This is a genomic window from Sphingobacterium sp. UBA7038, assembly GCF_002494055.1.
Classification (GTDB): Bacteria; Bacteroidota; Bacteroidia; order Sphingobacteriales; family Sphingobacteriaceae; genus Sphingobacterium; species Sphingobacterium multivorum.
In genome coordinates this window covers 195,844-215,260 of sequence record NZ_DLAV01000022.1, presented here as the reverse complement: position 1 = coordinate 215,260, position 19,417 = coordinate 195,844, and the positions used below count along the sequence as shown (strand labels likewise).

At 37.3% G+C, this 19,417-nt stretch carries 8 protein-coding genes; 2 read left to right on the top strand and 6 right to left on the bottom strand.

All coding sequences use genetic code 11. The annotated features are described in order from the left end of the window. Nucleotides 1–194: 194 nt before the first annotated feature. From B3H30_RS15565 to B3H30_RS15540, 6 genes are all read right to left on the bottom strand, one after another. On the bottom strand, nucleotides 195–2,810 hold the full coding sequence (locus B3H30_RS15565; RefSeq protein ID WP_115049155.1) for an AAA family ATPase: 2,616 nt from the start codon (nucleotides 2,808–2,810) through the stop codon (nucleotides 195–197). Between the two features lie 126 nt (nucleotides 2,811–2,936). Further along, on the bottom strand, nucleotides 2,937–6,836 hold the full coding sequence (locus B3H30_RS15560) for a hypothetical protein (protein WP_286834579.1): 3,900 nt from the start codon (nucleotides 6,834–6,836) through the stop codon (nucleotides 2,937–2,939). A 546-nt stretch (nucleotides 6,837–7,382) separates the two neighbouring features. Then, nucleotides 7,383–8,600 (bottom strand): DUF4238 domain-containing protein, encoded by a 1,218-nt coding sequence (locus tag B3H30_RS15555; RefSeq protein ID WP_286775239.1) that lies wholly within the window; start codon nucleotides 8,598–8,600, stop codon nucleotides 7,383–7,385. Further along, nucleotides 8,521–9,660 carry an ATP-binding protein gene (locus B3H30_RS15550; protein WP_167450469.1) on the bottom strand — a complete coding sequence of 380 codons (1,140 nt, stop codon included), beginning with the start codon at nucleotides 9,658–9,660 and terminating at the stop codon, nucleotides 8,521–8,523. The genes B3H30_RS15555 and B3H30_RS15550 overlap by 80 nt, the downstream gene beginning before the upstream one ends. Before the next feature lie 71 nt (nucleotides 9,661–9,731). After that, a complete protein-coding gene (locus B3H30_RS15545; RefSeq protein WP_286834577.1) occupies nucleotides 9,732–13,508 on the bottom strand; it encodes a hypothetical protein in 3,777 nt (1,258 codons plus the stop codon). A 253-nt stretch (nucleotides 13,509–13,761) separates the two neighbouring features. Beyond that, nucleotides 13,762–14,280 carry a hypothetical protein gene (locus B3H30_RS15540; RefSeq protein ID WP_115049144.1) on the bottom strand — a complete coding sequence of 173 codons (519 nt, stop codon included), beginning with the start codon at nucleotides 14,278–14,280 and terminating at the stop codon, nucleotides 13,762–13,764. 580 nt (nucleotides 14,281–14,860) lie between these two features. Here B3H30_RS15540 and B3H30_RS15535 point away from each other — a divergent pair. Continuing rightward, on the top strand, nucleotides 14,861–16,270 hold the full coding sequence (locus B3H30_RS15535; RefSeq protein ID WP_115049142.1) for a peroxiredoxin family protein: 1,410 nt from the start codon (nucleotides 14,861–14,863) through the stop codon (nucleotides 16,268–16,270). Next, nucleotides 16,267–19,413, top strand: coding sequence for a SusC/RagA family TonB-linked outer membrane protein (locus B3H30_RS15530; RefSeq protein ID WP_070561192.1), 3,147 nt, complete (start codon nucleotides 16,267–16,269; stop codon nucleotides 19,411–19,413). Before B3H30_RS15535 ends, B3H30_RS15530 begins: the two co-directional genes overlap by 4 nt. Nucleotides 19,414–19,417 lie beyond the last annotated feature (4 nt).

Genomic DNA, 19,417 nt, shown 5'->3' with positions numbered 1-19,417 from the left:
AGGGAGCAGTAATATAAATAGCTTTAAATGTTTAAATATACTAAAAATGGCAGATGCTTTTTACGAGGAATGTTGTAATCCACACTCTGTTTATATCACGGTCAACACAAGTAACATCTTCAGTTCATCATGCCATTTTAGCTTTTCATCTAAATTTTTAACCTAATTTAAAATGCATTATTGTCGTCATATGATTATTGCCTTCTAGTCCTAATTGCTTTTATAAAATCCTCCAAAACTTTTATATCAGCCAAAAATTCTGCGGCGTCAGGGATTTGTTCATTCAATGCTCCTGCACTATCATGCCCTAAAAAACAGGTAGAACATTTTGACATATTAATATCAATGATATCGTAATCGGCCTGAGTCAGATCGATAACTTTTGAAAGTCGTTTTGTTTGGATTTCACGTCCAAATCTCTTTATCACTTCATGCAACACAACTTCCTCTATCGCCCTTTCCCATGTCTCTCGCAGTTTTCCATAAAGTGGTTGTACTGCTGCTCTATACGCTTCATCAGTTTCGCTTTTCTCTATCTGACTAACTTTTACTTGGTCCGTCTTTAGTATACCAATCCTTGTTTTTACAGGCAAAGTATCCCATGGGGGATTAGTGGCAACAATACCAGTTTCTTGTATCTTTCTTGTAAGGCTCTTCACTTCTATATTAACGCTGCTTCTTTCGCCATGTTCCTGTAGCATCAGGAGAAATGAGATGTCATGTGTAAAGACAATGACCTGTCTAATTTTAGATTCTTCAACAATGCGATGTGCAATTTTATTTCTCCACTTGTGATCAAGCGAAGAAACAGGGTCGTCAAAAATTATTGCACTGGAGTGATCAGATAATGTCAATTCGGATAAAAACGTGGCAAGGGCGATGCATCTATGTTCTCCTTCACTTAAAATATCTTTTAGAGGCATATTAACGGCATGGGGCTCGTTAAGTTTTAGAAAATGGTATTGCTTTCCTTTTACGCCTTTGGTGCCGGCTTCAACTTTAATGTTTTTAAATCCAAGTACCCGAAGTTCGTCCTGAAATTTGCTTTGCAATGTCTGAGTTACGTAAGAAGAGGCGAGCTGATTACTCAGCGACGTAGAAGTTCTAGTATGGCACTGACCTTTACAAGTTGCAAGCATTTTTGCCTTTTTCAGACGAAAGACTTCTCTTCCTATTCTAGAATATGATGCACGAAGTTTTTCCGTATTATTCAGTTCTCTGAACTCATCTTCTAGCGGCTGCAATTCATCTGCTATGGATAAAGATTGCAATCGCACGTTTTCTGTCTCCAGCTGAGCTATTATACTTTCTATAAATTCCTTTGAGTTTTCTGTCAATTCAGGTATCGGCATTAACGGGTCCGATTTCTCACGAAGATTCTTTAAATGTAAATTCCGAACTCTTTCTAGTTCGGAAATATAGGTCACATTCTTGCGTCTAAAGTCTGGGTCATCTGATTCGAGTTCAGCTATTGTTGGTTCGAAACTCGCAAAATCGAAATTAAGGTCTTCCAAAGATTTAATCTGAGCATTATATAGCTGATCAGCACTATCGAAAAGTTGTTGGGTATCAAGTTTAATGAATTCTTCAAAAGATTTGAATCTACCTTTTGCTTCAGCATTCAATGTCTGTAAACATAGGGGACAATTACTTTCAACTTCCGTTTCAGGAAAAACTTCCGAATTTTTGCTTTCATTGTAGAATTTACGAGCACTCTCCCATAATTGTTTCCAGGTATCACCTCCAACTTTGTTCATTGGTAAGTTAGAAAATGCGTCCTCAGAAGATATTCTTAATGCTTCTGCTGTAGTTTTATAGTCGCTTAAAACTGTTGCAATTTGATCTACTGCCTCAGGAGTTAACAGGTTTGTTTCAAGTGATTTAAACTTGTTTTTTAGAACTTTAAGGCGATTTATCTTCGCGGTGTTGTTCAAAATAGCCGTTAAAGGATCTGTTGCCATCAAAGCTAAAATTGCAGATGAAAGATCTTTTTTTCTCTGTTCTTTGGTAGCATCCCAATAACATGCACTCCAAATTTGAGCCCGCGTGGTGGAATGGTTTAGCCCATCTATAAACACCTTGGCCTTGGTGTTATCTTCGATATGCAACAATTGGACATCGAATTTTCCGCCAGCCAATGAAATGCTTTCTACCTCTAATTCTTCTTCAATTGTTTTCAGACATAACGCAAATTTTTCAATCAAAGCGAGGCCGCTAGGTATAAATGCAATCTCATCTTCTCCAGCAATGTAATGCTGTGCACTGAAAGAATCAAACACACTAATCTTTTTTAACGCGCCATCACTGACCGAACCATTTACTAACGAAATAGTCTTGCTAGTTCCACTACTATCCAAATATTCAACCAGGGCTTGGCTGGCTATTGAAGAGCCTGATGAATTATAAAGGTTTGGATTAATTTGCGGTTTGCTCCCTCTGGTATTACAAACATGTTTCAGTATAGATGTATAACTTGATTTTCCGGAACCGTTATCTCCATATACAACTGATAATCCTGTGTCTGAAAATTCTAAACTTGCACCGCCAGATAAGGCATTAATGTTTTGTATGCTATGAATCTTGGATAATGTGATATTGGAACTTGTGGTAGAAGCTGCAATAAATGACCGTAATGAGACAAAATCTACAGGCGTATACGATACGTTGAGTAATCCGTTTTCTGTTTTACATACATTTTTTATCTCATCCAAATCACTTCTCGTGAGTGTATTATTACGAATGAGTCTTTCTATGGCAATTTGCCAGAAATGGGGCTTTTGTTCAACCCAGTCAACAATTTCTGAGAACATATTTTTTTAAGTTTATCGATTAGGGGAGTCCAAAATATATTTGAGCTTAACTTGTAATTTTGGAACTATATATTTGTATTTATAAATATTAAATTAGTTTATAGCTGTCAGTCAGCTGAGCCAACACTATTTTATCTGTAAGCATTCGTGCAAAGCAGCCAGAATCTGAGCTTTGGAATAAGTCATTTCTCTTCTGAGACCTTCCGATAAAAAATGAGTAAATGAAGTATTAGCATCCGTAATTTCAGACAATGAGTTTTGGATCTTTGCAGCATATTCATACTCTGCCTCTTCAAGCCATTTTTCTTCAATTTCAGATTTTTTATTGAGACGGATGCGATGTTCTGACAACTGCCATAGTTCAATCAATATCTTCACTTGCATTTCCATCTTTTTGGTTGCATTGGGAATATCCGGCATACTTATATCAGGTAGTGTAGATAAGATTTCAGCGCTCAACGCGACCGGCAGAGGAAATAATCCCTTTAGTGAAATGTTTGGGTCACCACTTATATAGGATGATAGTGCTGAAAAAAAATCTCTTCTGAACCTAACAGCTCCAGTCGCCGTACTATTTTTTACGCTGATTATAGTAAAAAAGTCGCAGGCAGCTTCTTTTAAACCAGATAGGGCTGAAGACAATGATAGAATTACATCTGCATCCGCTAGGTCTATATTTTCAACACCAAATGTGTAATAGGTTAAAGTGCTTGTCTCGATAGAAGAGTTGGATGTGATAAACCTATAAGTCGTTGACTGTTCGACTTTTTTTAGTATCCTGTCTACATGTCTTATCAGTTTCGACTCTTCAGTTTTCCACCAATCTTCCACAGCTACACGTCCTACATGGACTAGGCCAGTCAATTCCAGTGGGAGATGAGAGACATAGTAAAGAACACTTGTATACATACGCTTATATGTTGTATTTTCATCAATGCAAAGGCTCCCTGAATCAAAATAGGCTATCGTCTTATGTTCCATTTGAGCAAAGGCCTGCTGCATTTTTTGGAGATCCAAGTAAAGCGCTTTTAGATTTATTAAAGCAACATGTCTTGCTTGTTCATCTTCTGGCAAAAATATATTCAACAATTGACTGTTAAACTTAGCGAGAGAGTCGAGCCAGCTGTCAATGGTGGCCTGTTCATCTGCAAAGTCTTTGGGTTCAAAGTACTTCCTCTCATAGCTTGGATAGGCTTTTCTCAGCGCTAGCGCATTAGCCAGCTCCTTCTTTCTTTGGTCTATAGTCGAAGCAGATTTTTTTCGTTTTTCTAAATTACCTTCTAAAAGAGAGTCTACGAATGTGATCGAATTTTTCGCCCAGTCTATCCCTAACTGACGAACATTGAGGATGCTGTTTTGCCAAGCGTATGCCGATCCTTCTTCATAGTTCCTAGTAATAGCTACTGTCCAAAGCTTATTTAAGTGCTGGTTAAATGTATCACCTATTGCCTCAGAGGACAGCTTTTTAATTGACGCATTACGTGTAACAGCAATTATTTCTTCCGATGGAAACGGAAGCAGTATAGCTTCGGTTGAATAGAGATTGAAATAGGGGAAAAATGCATGCATTAAATTTATCCGATACATACTTAATTCATTTATCCTATCCAGCTCGTTATCTGCGAGCACATAGTTCATTTGAACATTTCCATCAGCTTCTTCAATGGTTAACGACCCTGTATGATACTTCAGGTAACTTATAAGTACATTTCGGTTAATTTCTATAAATTTCTGATATGTCGGAAGATCACTGATCCGAAAATAAAGCATTAACTCTTTAGCTTCATTTAGGGGTAATTCAACAATATTTGATATGGTAATTGATTGGCTTACAGATGGAAAGGTGGTGTTTATATTTAAAGCATTGAACCAGCGTATTAGAAATTCAAGCCCCTCATACGATTCAGGCAGGGTTTTCCGTTGATTTAATTTAGCTTGTAGGACTTTAGCAAATAGAAATACTTCTGTATTTTCAAAACTGTAGGTAGGAAGCTTTTGTTTTAATTCTATAAAACGTCTGAATGTTGCAGCTTTATCCCAGTTTAAATTTGCAAATTGTTCTAAGGAGTCAATTTTACTGAAAGGAACTGTACCCAATGAAAAAATCTCGATACCGCCCAAGCTGTATGCTTCATCAAAAACAGCCCGATTTTCCGACCAGTATCTCCTTGGTTCACTATGCATAATGCCGTCAAGCGCATACACCATGTCAGAGTATTTACCTTCGTATAGCAGCTCTGCTATCCCGTCATAGTATTGCTGTTTATTATCTTTGGTTAAGAGATCGGGGGCATTGATAAAAAAATCATGTCTTCTACTATCGCTATCGATCAATTTAAATAGATTGATGAGTGACATCTCAATGGGGATATTTTTATGCAGCAGATTTTTCATATGGCCAGATCTTATAGGATGAAGGCCTTCAATATATTGGCTATCAAAGTTTATTAAATACTCTTTTTCAAGCTCGCTGATAATAAAGTCACGATCCTGATCGAATCCAATCTCGTCTTTCACATATTTCAGTAATACTGATGTTTTTAACCGGATGGATAGACAATCCGCAAGAGTTGCCATCCGTAAAATTTCCAATTTAGCTCCCGAAGACTTTGTATTGTGGAGAGCGTTTAACTGGTAGCTTAATCTCTCCTCAATCATTTGACCCTGCGTAAGAAGGAATGTAAATTCGATCAGAAGACCTTTTTGGCTGACTCGTTCCCATAAAGGTTGCCATTCCTTAATTCCTGGATATATTTTTCCTTTTCTTTTAAGTTGTTCATAGATATCTCCAGCTTCTTTAAAGCTCAGGTAAATATCAACAATAGAAATATTAATCCTGGAGATATCTGCACCATAGCGATGCCAATCTTCCTCACGTGAGGTAATTATGAACTTAGCAGTTGTGTCCATAGTCCTTCTGACAACCTCAGGCCAGGCCTCGACAGCGGTTGTAAGGCCATCAATAATAACCAATAGTATTTCACCAATCAAAATTCTAGATTCGATAAACTCTGCAATAGAATTTACTTCGGCTGAGCTTTTGCAGTTATTAATTTGATATACAGTAAATGCAGTACATAATTGGAATCCAGTTTGCCAAGCCAGTGTCGATTTGCCTTGGCCACTTGACGATTTAATAAGCACTACATCCGAGCTGCTTACATTTCCGATGATCTGCTTTTGCCACACTTTTCTTTTCACAGGTAACCCTAAGGCGATATGTTGCGGTCTTGCAGCTTTTCCATCATAATAATCCTCTGCTTTATAGTTATGTTTTGAATCATAATCTACTTTTATGATCCAGTTATTTTTTACTGCCTCATTTGTGTGCGCTTTAGAGTAAGAATCTTTTACTTCTTGTATAACTGCATTTAAGTCGAGATAAGTGATTTTCTTTCGCTCTTTCGACCAGATGAGAATATGATAAAAAATTGATCTTAGGAACTGTAGCTCAGTACCGATGTTAATGTTCCAATCCTTGATTAAAATAGCCTGGATCTTTGCGTATAGGTCATTTAAAGGTTGAAATTCAAAGGACACCTTGCTGAAAAAATCGTTACAATCAACATTGGCATTATAAGTCTTAATTTTCTCAATCCAGAAATTTGGTACAACAGCCTTTTCCTTTCGGTTGATAAGTGTAGATAGGTTACCATTCGCAATATGCATATTGTAAACCAATTTAAATCTACTTTGAGAGCTTATTAGATAAGCGTCGATAAAATTTTGTAGAACGCCCATAGTCCAGAATGAACCTGCATCCATTTTATTGACAGAGGATTTGAGCTGGATATAAACACTGTCATTAGCATATATCTTAGAACAATTCAGATCAATATCTTCAATCCCTTCTAATGTTACAGTGCGTATGTTTGTACTGTCTGATAGCTCCTTTAGAAGGATATAACAACCATATAGGACTTGGTAGTGTATGCCTTTTATATTCACTGACCCACCAATTCTGCGCTGAAGTAGACCGCTTAACGATTCGTTGATTTTATTTAGAGTCGAGGGGGTAATTTCCATATTTCTGTTAATTATAGTGGCTTAAACCTAAAGATGGCAAATGTTCCTCGTTTTTCATAATGACAATATCAAAAACCTATCCGCATTATGCTTTATACTGTTGAGAGATTTACCTGCTATCCAGTGAACAAATATACCAACACTATAAAGTTTGAAATGCGGGAAACCGTATTGAAATTAATTTGTGAATGCAGATAAAGAGCTAGAAATCGTATCTATTTCCGAATATTTTGTGTCATTAGACAATCTAAAGACGTTCCAATCTGAGCAAAAAAATCTTCGAGATTGGTCATTTGAAGGTGCCCACCATTGATGGATATAAACTGAAAATTTGATTATTAATTTAATGAAGATTACCGCAACTGATCTTTAAACATATCGCTGCAAGTTGAAAGGCATCTCATACTTAAGAATAATCAGAATATAGTAGAAATTTTGACCAGAGATTTTCCCACTGGTATACTGAAGAAAGGGCGATGTTATTGTTCTTTCTAACACGGCAATGCAGGTACTAAAGGCGTCAGCCATCTATTGTTGTCAGACACATCAAATATTGATACCTATATCTTTATACATTTTCAAAATCTTCTCGAAAGGCTCTGAACCTTCCAATTCGCCAGAGTGAAAAAGCTCGCGTACTTTCTCAATGACAGCCTTTGAAAGCATTGTTCCACCAGATTTTGTTACTGTCTTCATGAGGTCATCCAGTAGCATTGTTTGTCTAATGAATTTTGAATAATGGTCAATATTCTCTTCTGAATCCTCTCCGAGTTTCTGCTGAGATTCAAAGTGTTTATGTACATCGCCTGGATACCCCAAAACTCGTCCATCCGATGTCTCTTCTGTACGCAGATTTACTCCTGCCGCGAAATATTTATCACGACTTCCCCTTTTCAAATCCAGCGATTCTTCCTCAGATACAGCGTTAGGATAGATTATTAAATATTTTTTGGGATCGATAGCTACCTCAATAATGTTATCAGGATGGAAGATATCCTGGTAATTAGGCCTGCCGTCACTTCCTAGTATTAGTACTGGATTGTCTGAGGATATTAAAGGAACCTCGTCAGAAACTTCGATTACTTCCATTCCACAGACCATTTTGTGTTCTACAAAAGATTTCCATTGCTCCAAATGCTCTTCTAAAAATTTTATCTTGTTTTCAATTTTTAGCATCGCTCTCACATCCTCGATATTTTCTTTAGTCAACGTATAACTTGTTCCGTTATCATGATTGTAGATCAGTTGCTCTTTATTATTATTCAAAAGGTTGGAGAATCTATCAAATCTGACATCCAGTCTTTCATTTTTCTCATTAAGGAAAAAAGGTGTCCTAAAGTAAAGGCTTAATACTGTATTCAGGATTTTCGATTTCTGTTCAAGAGTAAGTTTATGAATGGTTGGATCAGAAAGTAGCGCATATACCTCTGGATAGACAGCATCGACTTCAACTGCATAACGCTTTTCTAAAGCGAAGCGATCACCTTCGACACCCTCAGGGAAGGTATAGATATTTTTTTGGACACATACCTGTGTCGTAGTTAGGGTCGTAATTTTTGCATCCCCTCGCATTAGAGTATCAATAAGGTATTTGTCTCTTTCATTCTTAAGAGCAAACTGCTTCAGGAATGATTTTGGAATAAAATGTTGATGCTTAGGAGATCCCATATAACAGATTTGGTTTTTATATTTTTCCAGACTGGAAGCTAGCGTAATATTGGTGTATCTGATCCATAAAGATTGGATCAATTGGTGTGGTATCATTAGCATTTTCTTTTTCACGCTTAGCCATTTTTGCGAAGGTTGTTGGAATGAGCTTAATAATATCATCCAGGTGTTGGTTAACATGATCTTCAAATGCTTTGGATTCCATTTCATCTTTGAAAATCAGGAACGGTGGTTCTGATCCTCGTCCTGACGAAAATGAATACGTGCCTCTAGTCAAGAACTTTAAAAAGAGACCGCTTATAGCGTTCTTGGTAAAATAATAATACCAACCTTCAATTCCGTTTTTAGATACATAGGCTACTTGAGGAACCGGAAGGTGTCTTCGCATTTCATCACAGGTCATGTATTCTTGTTCGAGCAACAGGGTCGATTGATAATAGAATTTTGCCGTACCCAGATATGCTACGGGATTTGGGTAGAAATAGCAATAAGCCTCAGCAGACTCAACTTTCTTGGGTTGCGAAAATTCTATTTTATATTCTGGATGGTTGTTGTTGTATGCATATTCGGAATTACCCAAATCCATTGTCCATTCACTAGGATCTGAAAGAAGATGCAGCATTTTTTCTTTGGGATGAACGTCAAGATGAAATCTCTCACGCCACATATGCTCTATATGCAGTAGATCAGCTGAAGAATCAATTGGCGTATTGGTGTCACCGATACGGGTATAAATATGATTAGCTCTAACGTTTCTTCTACCAATTGTATAGGTAGATGTGAGATAGTATGGCTTATAAGGATGATTGGTTATCTGTAATACATCAATTTGCTTCTTGTCGATGGTCAAGGTATGTAAGCTAATATCTGGCTTAATGCCACCTCCAAAATCTTTGCGATTCAGAAAGTCAATAAACTGTTGTTGGGTCTTGCGATCAACCATACCAGTGGTCAGGCCAACTATGTTTGCTCCAGAGCTGGGGTCGGAGACCCCCAAAATTAAAAATCTGTCTCCTTTATGTTTTGCATTTGCGAGACATAATATGTCATGTAATAGATCTGCATTATTATTGTGAGGAATTTCCTTAAAATCCCAATAGTTTCCCTCTTTTTTGCTATTGATGAGGTTGCCTATAATTTTTTCTATCTGCTCCAAAATATTGTTATTTGTTTTATGTAGCTTATTATTTCTCGGTTCAAAACTTACTATTTGGATTTGTCATATTATCAATAATACTCACTCATAAAGTCTACTTTAACCTCCTTTTTGATAGCTTCTTTTTCCCATGCTATCAGTTGTTCAAAGTGATCTATATGTTCAGTGTAGTCGAGCAGGTCGGGGAGAGTATTGATCATATTTATAATTTCCCGGTAAAAGTTTATTCTATCCTGGTAAAGATGGACCCTGCTTAATGTATAGTTACAGCTTCTGCTAAAGCTAATATTTCTGGTAATTTCAATCTCCTTACGTAATAAAAGAAACTCCTTGTAATAAGGTATTATCCAATCGCTATAATTGTTATAAACCATCCGTATCAGTATTAACAGTATTTTGTCGTTGTGTGCATGCTTACGGGTCAAATCGGAAATGAGAGACTTCACTTTCTCTATCTTGCCGTCTTCAACCCTTTTTAGAGCAAATAAATTAAAGATGGCATCTTCGTAAGTAGAACTCAAATGCTCTTTATGTAAAACCTCTAATAATAGACTCTCGATCAATTCTTCATATTCCGGGTATTCCCATAGTAAGCTGGTGTTAATATCACTAAGCTCTATCTTGGCTGAATATCCTAAGCCTATAATGTCGTTTGTATAGCTATGGTGAATGAAATATCTATCCAAATCAAGTATTGCTTTTAGTTCCTTTTCATCATCATCAAAATGAGGGTCGATTACATATTGCACCCAGTACGCGCTCTTTAGTAATTCATAATGGCTTGTAAAGTAGGACACACAGTCAGAACAAAAATCATAACCTAAATCTGCCCTAGTCCAATCTTTTTTTGACAGTACAAGGCTGGTAAGATAAGTGATTATATTATGCTGCTCCAGTTCTTTGTTGCCTATTTTGTATTCTTCAAACACAGTCCAGTATTTATGATAGTCAAGCATACTATGGACCTTGACAGATTTGTCTCTATTGCCAAAGAGCGCCAAAAGCAGCTTTAAAAAACGCTCGTCTATTTGTTGCTCTGGTAACGAAGTTATCAATACAGATTCCCAAAAAAATCTATATTCAAAATCGTAGTTATGTACGATGCTAAGTAGCTCTTCACCTGTTATGACGTCTTCTTGTAAAGGTATATGGAAAACCATTGAACGCATAGGGAAATTCACTTTCCCGCTAAAGTGTAGGCGCAAAGCCTTTTCAAAATCCGTTTTGTCCTTGCGAGCTACAGCTAGATATATAGAAGTTACGGATGGCTCTATATAACCACCTTTATTGATTTTCTCTTGATTGTAAAGCGCATCCACATTTATCAGCAGTTGCTCTAAATCTCTCCATTCGCTTCCGTTTACAAAATCATTGATTTTCTTAAGCCTTTCTTTTTGACGTTCTTCCGTAGATTTACTTTTCCTTTCTTTCCAATCTGGTCGTAGAAAATGCTCCAATTTCTTTATATCAGAATTGATGAAATCGTTCCAGCTTTCAGGGTATACTGTGTCCGCTTCTGCCAGGTGTTGGGACATATCCGATACAAACCTGCAATGCGAGATTTGTTTTTCATCTAATTTGTCCGAAATAATTCTTTCATATATTGGCAACTCATCTACATAAATGCTTTTATCAATTTTTCCTCCTGGAAAAACGATTTTTGATAATAGCTCAGAACATTGTTCATTTTCTGGATCAAAGAGTTGGTATACCTGATCTAGTATACGTGCCCTCAGGCTCATTAACTGATCTGATTTATGTAGTTCGATATTGTAATACGTAAATTCATGTCCTTTAGTTGGTCCATATTCGGTAAAGTGCCAGCCAAAGAAGACTTTCGATAAGTTGAGAAAGATACCGTTCGCAATTGATCTTTGTGTATCAGTCCATTTATCGTCCAATAGAACATCCAATAGCAAGTGTTGTCTCCTGTATCCATGTTCCAAGTCTTGAACTTTAAAGCTGAGGCGATCGTGAAGACACTTTAAAACTTCGGGCAATCGACTTGGTTGTTTACTGACCAGCGCTAATGTCAATTCCAATGAAGGTTTGAACAATTCATTTGGATAATTCCAGAAACCAGTTAAAAGTTCAAAGTATTTGGTGGTATACACATGGTCATTAGCCTCGTCGTTAAAGGAAAATGTTGCTGGCAGTTCTTCTTGTGGCAGGGCCTGAATCCATTTTCTAATATAAAGCAGGCAATCACGACCCTTATAGAACCAAAAAAGATTATAGAATGTGTACTGTTGGCCCTCCGATACCATACGTTCAGCTACCTTATTCAAATGAGGTAATACTAAATCTTTTATATGTTGATCTGTAAAGGTGTTATTCACGTCAACTAGTGTAGTGCGAATCTTGTTAGAATGCTTTTCAACAAAAGCTAAAATCCATTCTGCATAATCTATCACTGCGGTCTGGTCATCGATAAAGCATTTATAGAAGGCATATGTTGCCAAAACCTGATCTGATACTTTTACTATTTCATTTGAATACACATCTACGATTTCGCTGTTATGCAGTTCCAGTATAGCAGACCATACGTCATTCCAGTCAATTCCAAATTTGTCTTCAAGGACAGCTTTCTGTTCTTCATTATCTCTATCTAAAACGCCAAAGAATGAAACAATGGCAAGGGCTTTCAGGGTTAATGGGTCATCGAAAATTCCGATCTCTTCCGCTATCTTTTTAAAATACTTTTCGTAAAGAAGGACTGGACTAGTCAGGTAGTTTGTTTCCGCATCGGGAGTAACCGAATAGGTTGCCATCAAGGCCACTCTGGCATTTCCTTTGGCCAGATCAACGATCTTTCGTATGATATCAGGATAATGCTTAAGATTGGGTAGTGCTGAGACAATTATTTTCTCGATTTCTGCGTCCTTGAATTCAGGAATATTAAACTCCTGATAGGACCAGTCTTCCAAGGCAGCCGATACCTGTTTTTTCACGTAGTCCCGGGACGTAATGACCAATTTTGCTGCGTACGATTTTGACTCCCTGAGTTTGCTGAGCAGGTAGTTTAGATTGTTGACCGACTTGTTGGCATCGTCAAATAATATAATGTACTGCTTGCTCGGTAAAAATAGATGCTGATAGTCGTCCCACAGCGGTACACCTGAACTTTGAATGACTATGGGGATGTGGTCTGCTTTTGAAAGCTTATCAAGTATCTTTACCGCTAATTTCGATTTTCCTACACCGGCACCACCTGACAATAGTAAGATGTCGTGCTTCTTTAGTGCCGCAATGCCGTTTTTTATTTCTTCTTCTCTGCCAATAAATTCATTGGTGAGTGATGGCTGCAGTCCGGTCTTTGTTTTGAGAAGAAAATCCTCAAGTGGATAAATATCTCCCTTTAAAATTGAAATCTCTAAATACTCTTCTGCCAGTTTAGGAAACTCATAGATAAGCATTGGGAGATTCTGAATATTTAATACCTCGAATTCAGCTTCGACATGATATGCCTTTACTTTGGCATCTAACAAACCGTGCTCTTCGACGGTGATTTTCTCGTTACATGCTAAAACTACTTTAGCCACCTTTTTTTTATTGACGGCTGTCTTGCCTTCTTCAAAACAATGGTCTATATCATTGCTGAGCTTCTTACAGAAAGTTTTAGCGTCTCTGATTTTTTCTTGCGTAGTACACTCGACAAATATGTATTTGTCGCCATCAAAAAAGAAAGAATCCGGAGTCCCTTTACTTGTTTTTTCTTTGCCCACGACAGCACCAGGTGCACCTATGAAATTATTTCCCTGCAAATACAATAAGTGATTTACTAGCGTTTGAAATTTTGCTTGATCTATTGCCTTTAAAGCATTTTCAATCTGGGTAAGTGTATTCATAGATTATTTTATATTATTTCTATAAATATACAAAATACTATGCCCTTTACTATGCGATTTGTAAGCAAAACCCCTCTTGGCGGCGGGTATTAAATTATATAAACAGTATATCCAACTTCATAAATTTATAATTTGATGTTTTATTAAGTGTTTCTAGCTTTTGATAATTCCTTTTTTCTTTAATGTTAATCCCAAGATAGCTAATGCTACGCCCAAAACACTTAAACATTTTAGAGATTTCAAAAGAACAAAATTATTTAGATTTATAGACATTTACTTCATTGCCATCAACTATCGCAGTACCAGCGACAGCAATGTATTTACTGTTTCTCCTCATGGAACTAGATATATATGAGCTAGAATAATTCCATCCCAAAGAATCAAAAAGCTTTTTGATTTTATCGACTATCATACCTGTTGAACAAAACTCTTTGTTATTCAATAGGTGATAGGTTATCGCATAAGTGATGCTTGGTCGTTTTTCTAGCAAGCTAGAATACGCAACATTATTCTTATGGATGTGTTTTAACTTATTACGAGAATCAGCTTCAATCACTATGTATTGTTTATTAAGTTCTATTAACGATTTGTCAAAAAATGAGCTTGCCACATTAATTGCATCTATATTAAATAAAGATTGCCCCTTTCTTATTCTAGATAGAGTTCTAGTTGATTTCTCAATAAGATTTGCAAAATCACTATCTTCAATACCATTACTGTCAATTAGCTTCAGGATATTTTCAGTAATTACTTTTCTATTTATACTGGTCATAAGTCAAATATGGAGTACTATCGAGTTACAAAAAGTGACATTTAATTCTTTTTTTGTGATTTGTTTATTATCTTTGTATAGGAAGAGAGCAGATGCTTTCGGAAAGAACTTAGGTATTTAAAACAAAGAGTCTTGCGGCTACATTTTCTGACGCCGTAACGCAAGGCAGTAGTTATGAATACCCATGTCTATTCTTATATAAAAGCTTTTATTATATTTGCTTGATAAGATAGATATGGGGCTACTGTTAGTCTGTGTTACGTTAGGCGTCAGAAACTTAATTTGTAGCCACAGCATGTAGCCCTATATTTATCAAGCTACCTCCTGATACAAGACTCGTTTAACCAATAACGAGTTATGATTATTAAAAACAAACATTCGATTAATCCCAATCCCCCTTAGCCGTATAAGGCTAGAGGTCATTTTGACCATCCGAAAAAGTGTCATTGTAAATATATCATCTGCTTTGTAACCAATTAGAGACTACTATATCGGAACATTTTTACGAGTTATTCTAATGACCTGATCCAGCGTCTCCGCGAGGAAAGGGAAAAATTATGACCATTTTTAAAACCTTAAAATGAACAATTTTATAAGGACTGGGATCGGTATTGCCTGTTCAAAACAGGCAACCCAGTATGTAAATTTAATAAATGCGCGACCTACGTGTATTGAAAATAAAGCATATAGCTTAAGAGAACTATTAACCATAAGGACTCTTTTAGTAATTGCTACTGTATTTCATATGTTTAGTTTATCGGCTCAGACGCCCCGCAGGGACAGCGGGGCTGATGGGCTGAAAATAATCAAACCACTGAAAATAGGTGATACAGTTCCGGATGGATTTTGGACTGCATCCTTAAACGCTATGTACAACAGATCCAATAAGAATACAGTAACTCTTAATGAACTCAAAAATAGAAAACTGATCATTCTGGACTTCTGGGCTACATGGTGTGGTGCCTGTATTGGATCAATACAAAAGTATGTTAAAACAGATGCGTATACTGATGCAGATATAGCATTCCTCGGTGTCACTTATCAGGACAAGGAAGAAGTCACCAAGTTCAACGGAAGGTTTAAGCTTAACTTTCCAACAATAATTGGCGATACAGTGCTCAGCGCTTATTTTCCATATAGGATAATTCCGCACGTCGTAGTCATCCAACAGGGGAAAGTTTTGACTATTGCCCACTCTGAAATATTGTTACCTGAAAATGTCCAAAAATTGAAAGGAGGTAAATATGAAGAATATCTTGCAAAGAGCGATATCCTTAATTTTGATAAAACCAAAGTCATCCTGGACCAAAAAAACAGTAGAATTAAGGATGCTATAAAATCCCGGACCGTTATAATGGGGCCTATAAGCGGACTTTCAGCGTTTGGATCTTATAAAAAGACTGATAGCATACAAAGGCTCTACCTAACAAACCATAGTCTGTTGTTTGCAATGTACAAGCTCCTTGATGTTTATTGGCATAATAGGATCTTTTTAAAGATAAGTAATGAAGATCAGTTCGACTACTTCGGCTTCGAAGATCAACAAAAATTTCCTTACACTGTATGGTTGACCAAATATGGTGCTGGCTTAGAATCTATCGCCCCATTGAACATCCCAAAAAAGGAATTAAAGTGGAATGCATTGATCGCACTGCTCAATACAAATGGATATGACCTTGCAGTCGTTGAGAAAGAAGTTGAAACCAAACTGATATATCCAAAAGGAAATAAAAAGTTATATAGGCCAGCAGGCAATGTGACGATTGAGGAACTACTGAAGTCGCTGAACTACCAACAAAAGGATATGCGGAGGGTGCCAATCTATTTGTCCAGTGATTTAATCGATAAACAGGACCGGATTTCTATAGATCTCCATAAGATAAGGGACGAGGAATATTTACAGGACATATTGTCTAAATATGGGCTGAAAATCAAAAATCAGCGCGCTAAACAATCAATTATAGAGGTAACAGAAAGGAGAAGCTTATGAAAACGACTTACTTAATATTCTTGCTTTTCATTTTTATAAAGATGGTGAACGGCCAGGCTCAGGTAATAAAGATAAAGATCACCGACATGGATAGCTTTAATCCGCTGGAAGAGGTAAATGTCAAAGGACGAGATTTTGTCGCAAAAACTGACCATGAAGGATCTTTTCTTCTGAACAAGTTTAATATGGATAGCTTGACCTTTACGCATATCAGATACAAAACTGTTACAATTGCATTGAGTCAGCTGCTTAAAGACAGGTCCGTCACTTTGGCCAGCAAAGATAATATGCTCGAAACAGTTACAATTAATACAGGATATCAGAAAATAAATCAGCGTATATCCTCAGGCGCAGTCGATAAAATAGATCTCCAACGAAGCAGGGATGTGTACGGCAGCAATATATTTCAGAAGTTAGAAGGCAATTCACCGATCCTATTCGATAAGACGGGTGACAGCAAACGGTCGATGACTATCCGTGGATTGAGCAGTATAAATAATACAAACCTTCCCCTCATCGTGCTCGATAATTTTCCCTACGAAGGTGATCCGAACTGGATCAATCCGGAAGATATCGACGATATCACAATATTAAAAGATGCTGCTGCATCGGCTATTTGGGGCACCCGTGCAGGTAATGGGGTTATAGTAATCACGACGAAAAAAGGGAAATACAATTCACCGAATCGGGTCACAATAGCAGGCGGTGTGCAGATACAGGAAAAACCGGACCTTTATTCCTTGAATCGAATTTCTTCTTCGGGTGTTGTCGATCTCGAAAACTTCCTGTTTGAAAAAGGCCGTTATGATAATCAAAATTCCTTCAACATGCCTTATTTTTCGCCTGTAGTAGAGCATTTAATAGCCATTAGAGATGGGATAGGAGATCGAAAGGATCATGAGCAGGCTATAGCGAACTACAGAAAACTTGATGTCAGGGACGATTATAGTAAGTATATGTACAGAACGGCTGTCAACCAATATCACAACTTAAGTATTGAAGGTGGTAGCAGGAACTTGCGTTACCAATTTTCTGCACGAATGGACAACAATACCGGCACACTGGATGAAAAGCTGAAGAAGAATTTAATAAGGACTTTTATTGAGATTGAACTGCATCCAAAAATCAGGCTTTCAACTGACCTTCAATATGTAGACAATAAATTTCAAGAAGGAAGAACTGCTTATAGTCCATCAAACGGTAGACCATACCTCATGCTTGCAGACAAAGATGGCAATCCAATTAGACAAGCTAAAAATAGGGTAGGATATCTTGACACTGTAGGGCAAGGGCTCTTAAATGATTGGTTCGAATACCCGCTGATAGAATACAAAAAAAAGCATTCTATACTTGCATCAAATATGGTGCTGGCAAATGTGACAGCTGATATCAAACTCTTGAAGGGCCTGAATCTGCAGGGGAACTATGGTTTTCAGTTTGTATCCACCCGGGATAAGCAACGTTATGATGAGGATAGTTACATGGTCAGAAATCTAATCAATTCCTATGCTATGGTAGACTATGCCAAACGAACTGTAACATCGGCAATTCCTACTGGCGGTATTCTGGATCAGTCTGATCAGATACAAAAGACGCATAATGTGAGATTTGGTGTTAACTATGAAAAGAGGTGGCGGGGTTTGTTGTTTACAGCTTTACTGGGAACGGAGTGGAGACAGTCAAATGCCGAGAGTGCGCAATACAGATTCTATGGATTTGATCCCGACACGTATACTGTTTCAAAAGTAGATTACCGGAACCCATACACTCACTTTATTGATAAATCGACCATTTATGTTCCATATTTAGATAATAAGAGCCTTAAAATAAACCGTTCAAGATCTCAATATGCAAATGCATCGGTTTCTTATAACGGTAGGTATGTCCTGACAGGGAGTGTTAGGCGGGACGCTTCAAATCTATTCGGTGTAAAAACGAATGAAAGGTGGCAACCGCTATGGTCTATCGGCTACAAATGGAATCTTTCGGAAGAGCGTTTCTTTAAGATTGCATGGATAGATGCGCTGAGCTTACGCGGATCATATGGTATCAGTGGAAATGTGGATCAATCGCGCTCAGCCATTACAACTATTCGCTACACAAGCCCGGACCGCTATACCAACTTGCCGCAGGCTATTATTTCCCAGTACAGCAACCCTGATCTAAGGTGGGAAAAAAATACAATATGGAATACTGGAATTGATTTTTCATTTATATCGGGTAAGATCAATGGTTCTCTTGACTATTACAAAAAATGGGGAACTGACCTTTTTGGCAGATATCCCGTGGATTATACGGCTATACCAAACAAGGGTGTACTTCGGAACATTGCCGCAATGAAAGGCAATGGTGTTGACCTAAAGCTTAATGGAAATATTCCATTTGGAAATCGTGTTTTCTTTACGCCCCAGCTTATGATCAATTTCAATACTGATAAAGTAACCGATTATTATTATGAGGGCAATTATGCTTATGAGTTTCTAAGTTATGGTACTTCAGTAACGGGACAGGTAGGCTATCCGGTATATTCTATTCTCGCATATAAGTGGAATGGGCTAGACGCCAACGGAAATCCTGTCGGGGAACTGGATGGTCAGCGTTCGATCGATTATCCAAACATCAAACTGCAGGATAAATCTGTACTCGAATACAAAGGTACTGTGGTTCCGCGCTATTCGGGTTATTTTAACCCCGGTATGTCGCTAGGAAACGTTGATGTCTCCGCCAGTTTTCTATATAAATTAGGACATGTACTTAGACGGACTCCAGTAGGATATAATGAATTGGTTGCCATGGGTGGATTAGGCGATGGTAGCGGGGATTTTGACCGTAGATGGAAAGTGAGTGGTGACGAATCCAAAACAGATATACCTTCTTTTATTTACCCTGTTGATACCGAGCGTAGCTCTTTCTATCAAAGTTCTTCCGTTTTAGTTGAAGATGCAAGCCATGTACGTTTACAAAATCTTTCTGTAGGATATAAATTCAGGATCAATAAAATTGTTTCCGGAAGGCTATTCTGCAATGCCACTAATCTTGGAATTATTTGGAGAAAAAACAATAAAGGAATTGATCCCGATTACCTTTCACAATTCAGGCCTAAGAAACAGATTTCTCTAGGCATTAATTTGACTTATAATTAGAAAA